6 protein-coding genes are annotated in these 4,321 nt (G+C 64.9%); all 6 read left to right on the plus strand.

What is annotated here, in order from left to right; all coding sequences use genetic code 11:
* On the plus strand, nt 1-177 hold a 177-nt coding region (locus DIE13_RS32275), incomplete at its 5' end, for an MFS transporter (RefSeq protein ID WP_124831016.1).
* A 103-nt stretch (nt 178-280) separates the two neighbouring features.
* Entirely contained in the window at nt 281-835 is a 555-nt protein-coding gene (locus DIE13_RS32280) for a single-stranded DNA-binding protein (RefSeq protein WP_124831017.1), read from the plus strand.
* 114 nt (nt 836-949) lie between these two features.
* The gene (gene mug, locus DIE13_RS32285) at nt 950-1,501 is read left to right on the plus strand and encodes a G/U mismatch-specific DNA glycosylase (RefSeq protein ID WP_124831022.1); all 552 of its coding nucleotides are present in this window, start codon (nt 950-952) and stop codon (nt 1,499-1,501) included.
* Nucleotides 1,488-2,111, plus strand: coding sequence for a DNA-3-methyladenine glycosylase (locus DIE13_RS32290; protein ID WP_124831018.1), 624 nt, complete (start codon nt 1,488-1,490; stop codon nt 2,109-2,111). The genes mug and DIE13_RS32290 overlap by 14 nt, the downstream gene beginning before the upstream one ends.
* Before the next feature lie 71 nt (nt 2,112-2,182).
* The gene (locus DIE13_RS32295; protein ID WP_124831019.1) at nt 2,183-2,947 is read left to right on the plus strand and encodes a ParA family protein; all 765 of its coding nucleotides are present in this window, start codon (nt 2,183-2,185) and stop codon (nt 2,945-2,947) included.
* A gap of 456 nt (nt 2,948-3,403) precedes the next feature.
* Nucleotides 3,404-3,985, plus strand: a complete 582-nt coding sequence (gene phaP / locus DIE13_RS32305; protein WP_124831021.1) for a TIGR01841 family phasin — start codon at nt 3,404-3,406, stop codon at nt 3,983-3,985.
* Nucleotides 3,986-4,321: the final 336 nt, after the last annotated feature.

Here is a 4,321-nt window from a genome sequence, read left to right on the forward strand (position 1 = left end):
GCCACGGGCGTCTACAACACCACGCAGTCGATCGGGCTCGCGCTCGGCGGCATCGCGGGCGGCTGGCTGCTGAAGCACGGCGGTGCGGATACCGTCTTTTATGCGTGCTCGGGGCTCGTTGCCGCGTGGCTTATAATCGCGGCCAGCATGAAAGCGCCGCCGCCGCGCAAGGCCTGAACCTTCTTTTCGGGCACGCACCGGCGGCGCTCGCCGGCTTGCCCGGCGGGCCGCTCCGACGACTTTCGCGGGCGGCCCCGCATCGAATTTACTGGAGAAACACATGGCATCCGTCAACAAGGTCATCCTCGTCGGCAATCTCGGCGCCGATCCTGAAGTCCGTTACCTGCCGAGCGGCGACGCGGTTGCGAACATTCGTCTCGCAACGACCGATCGCTACAAGGACAAGGCGAGCGGCGATTTCAAGGAAATGACCGAGTGGCACCGCGTCGCGTTTTTCGGCCGTCTCGCCGAAATCGTCAGCGAGTACCTGAAGAAGGGCTCGTCGGTCTATATCGAAGGCCGCATCCGCACGCGCAAGTGGCAAGGCCAGGACGGCCAGGATCGCTATTCGACCGAAATCGTCGCGGATCAAATGCAGATGCTCGGCGGCCGCGGCGGTGCGGGCGGCGGCGGTGGTGGTGGTGACGAAGGCGGTTACGGCGGCGGCTACGGTGGTGGTGGCGGCGGTCGCGGCGGCGAACAGATGGAGCGCGGTGGTGGTGGCGGTGGTCGTGCCGGCGCAGCGCCGCGCGGCGGTGCAGGCGGCGGCCAGAGCCGTCCGAGCGCGCCGGCAGGCGGCGGCTTCGACGAGATGGACGACGATATCCCGTTCTAAGCATCACGTCGGTATTCCGCACAGGAAAGGGCCCGAATGTCCGGGCCAGGCGAATTGCCTGGCGTGGATCTTCGGGTCTTTTTTCGTTTACGCCCCTCATGCGCGAGGCCGAACGTGGCAGACGCACTTCCCGACATCATCGCCCCGCATCTCGACGTGCTGTTCTGCGGGATCAACCCCGGCATGACCGCGGCCGCGACCGGCCATCACTTCGCGGGAAGGAGCAACCGCTTCTGGCGCGTGCTGCATCTCGCGGGCTTCACGCCGGACGAAATCGCGCCGCAGGACGACCGGACGATACTTGGATACGGCTGCGGGCTGACGGCGGTCGTGCCGCGGCCGACGGCGAGCGCAGATCAGTTGTCGCACGACGAATTCGCCGCCGCCGCGGACGTCTTCGGGCAGAAGCTCGAACGTTACGCGCCGCGCTTCGTCGCGTTCCTGGGCAAGGCCGCCTACGCGGCGCTGTCCGGGCAACGCGAGATCGCATGGGGGCTGCAACCGGCACGCATGCAGCGCGCGACCGTCTGGATCCTGCCGAACCCGAGCGGCAGAAACCGCGCATTCAGTCTCGACGAACTGGTCGAAGCGTATCGTCGGCTTCATTTGGCGGCGCAGGAGGTTTCCTGCAGCGGACAGCCGGAGGGGCGGAATGACGCGAAATAAGCGTGCACCCGACTGGCCGGGCACGTTGTTGCCGCGCGCGTTCTTCGATCGCTCGGCCACCGAAGTCGCGCCGCAACTGCTGAACAAGATTCTCGCGGCAGCGGACGGCCGCGCGGGCCGGATCGTCGAAGTGGAAGCCTATGCCGGCGCGATCGACCCGGCCGCGCACACGTATCGCGGCAAGACGCCGCGCAATGCGACGATGTTCGGGCCGCCCGGGCATATGTACGTCTATTTCACGTACGGGATGCACTGGTGCTGCAATTGCGTGTGCGGGCCGGACGGCACCGGCACGGGCGTGCTGATTCGAGCGCTGGAACCGTTGCAGGGGCTCGAACGGATGCGCGCGGCACGGCCGCCGCTGACACGTGATCGCGATCTGTGCCGCGGTCCGGCGCGGCTGACCCAGGCACTCGGCATCGGCGGCGCGCAGGACGGCGCCGACCTGGTCGTCGCCCGCGACGGCTTCGCGATCGTGGACGACGGCATGGCGCCGCCCGCGAATCTGGCGGGCGGCCCGCGCATCGGTATTCGCGTCGGCACGGATCTGCCGTGGCGGTGGAGCGTGCCGGGCAACCGTCATGTATCGGGCACGTTGCCGCGGATCTGACGGATGTCACGTGGCCGCCATTATTGACCGGCTAAGCTGGATCTTTCGACGTTTCAATCGAAGGGGACACAATGCGGCGGGTCGTATTCAACCAGAAAGGCGGCGTAGGCAAATCGACAATCGTCTGCAACCTGGCGGCGATCAGCGCGAGTGAAGGGCTGCGCACGCTCGTCATCGACCTCGACGCGCAGGCGAATTCCACGCGCTACCTGCTTGGCGATGGCGCGGCCGACGCGCATCCCGGCGCCGCCGAATTCTTCGAGACCGCGCTGACGTTCAACTTCCGGCCGGTCGACGTCGCATCGTTCATCCATCCGACCCCGTTCGAAGGTCTCGACATGATGCCCGCGCATCCGGATCTCGACACGCTGCACGGCAAGCTGGAATCGCGCTACAAGATCTACAAGCTGCGCGACGCGCTGAACGAGCTCGACACCTACGATGCCGTCTACATCGATACGCCGCCCGCGCTGAACTTCTACACGCGCTCGGCTCTGATCGCGGTCGAGCGCTGCCTGATCCCGTTCGACTGCGACGACTTCTCGCGTCGCGCGCTGTACACGTTGCTCGAGAACGTCAAGGAAATCCAGCAGGACCACAACGCAGCGCTCGAGGTCGAAGGGATCGTCATCAATCAGTTCCAGCCGCGCGCGAGCCTGCCGCAGCGGCTGGTCGACGAACTCGTCGACGAAGGGCTGCCGGTGCTGGCGTCGAAGCTGTCGGCGTCGGTGAAGATCCGCGAGTCGCATCAGCAATCGACGCCGGTGATCCATCTCGAACCGGCGCACAAGCTCGCGCAGGAGTTTCGCGCGCTGCATCGCGAATTGGCCGGGTGAGGCCGATGCCGTAGTCGCGCGTCGTAATTCATCGGATCATTGAATTCGTCATTAATAATCCCGTAAACGGTTTCAAAATAAATCTGTAAAAACGATTACACGGGTGGCGTTATCCGTTTCAATGCCAACCTTTTTTCTAATAACGGGAATAATGGCGGGGTAAATGTTGCGAGCGATCGCGGTGCGTTAGGCTTGAAAAGGTAAAAGCCATTATGAAACAGTGACTTGTGAATCGACCTCCGTTGTGTGCGCCAGGCCTGCCGCCAACGGTTACTCCCCTTATAAGGGTTTTCACCTAGCATTGATGCCATTTAATTGACAATTAATGCCTCTAGAATGGCGATTCTCAGCTTCCCGCATTCAATGGCGTGCGGGTCGCGAATAAGGGGGCAGGCACTCGACCTGGCTCCCATTTTCTTTACGTCGTCTCTCGCATTGCCAACAGGAGCGTGCCCGATGTCCGTATTTGCCCCCGAAAAATTCGCCGCCGATTACCAGTCCGGAATTGCCGCGTGGTTCGCAATTGCCCGTCCGGCAATCCACGGTTTCGAGGCCGTCGTCGAACTCAACCTGCAAGTGGCCAAGACGGCGCTTGAAGAGTACGAGGACAAGCTGAAGAACGCATTCAACGCCAGCAACCCGGCTGCCGGCTTGGCGCAGCAAGTGGCCGCACCGCAGGAAGCCGCCGGCAAGGCCGTCGCGTACAGCCGCCATCTGTTCGACATCGCGGTGTCGACGCAGGCCGAGTGGTCGAAGGTCGCCCAGGCGCAGTACGAGCAGACCGACAAGCGCGTGAAGGACGTGTTCGGCGAACTGACGAAGCATGCGCCGGCCGGCTCGGCTCCGGTGGTCGCCGCGCTGAACTCGGCACTGTCCGCGGCAACGGCCGCGGCCGACTCCGTGCGCGCAGCGGCTGGGCAGGCGATCGAGGCCGCGCAAAGCGGCTTCGACGCGGTCAGCGAAACGGCGGCGCGCGGCGGCAAGCAGACGGCCGCCGCCGCACGCAAGGAAGCCGCTCCGCGCGAATCGGCAGCATGATCGCGTGTCGCGCATCGGCGCGACACGATTGACCGGCGCCGGATGGCGTTGGCCGCCGCGTGTGCCGCGTGGCGGTCGGCGAACGTCCGGTTCGCCATAGCGTATCCGGGCACGGCCGGATCATGCGGGTGTGCCGCGCGCATGAGCGCGTGAACATGCAGCCGCATCCGGGGCGCGTGGCGCTTGCGTGCCACGGTCGCCATGCCGGCACCGGGACGCAATACGGATCGACCCATTGATTTCGATGCAGGAATTGAACATGACGGACGTAGTGATCGTATCGGCCGCGCGGACCGCGGTCGGCAAATTCGGCGGCTCGCTCGCGAAGGTTGCGGC

Source organism: Burkholderia sp. Bp9016 (assembly GCF_003857765.1).
In the GTDB taxonomy this organism is placed as follows: domain Bacteria; phylum Pseudomonadota; class Gammaproteobacteria; order Burkholderiales; family Burkholderiaceae; genus Burkholderia.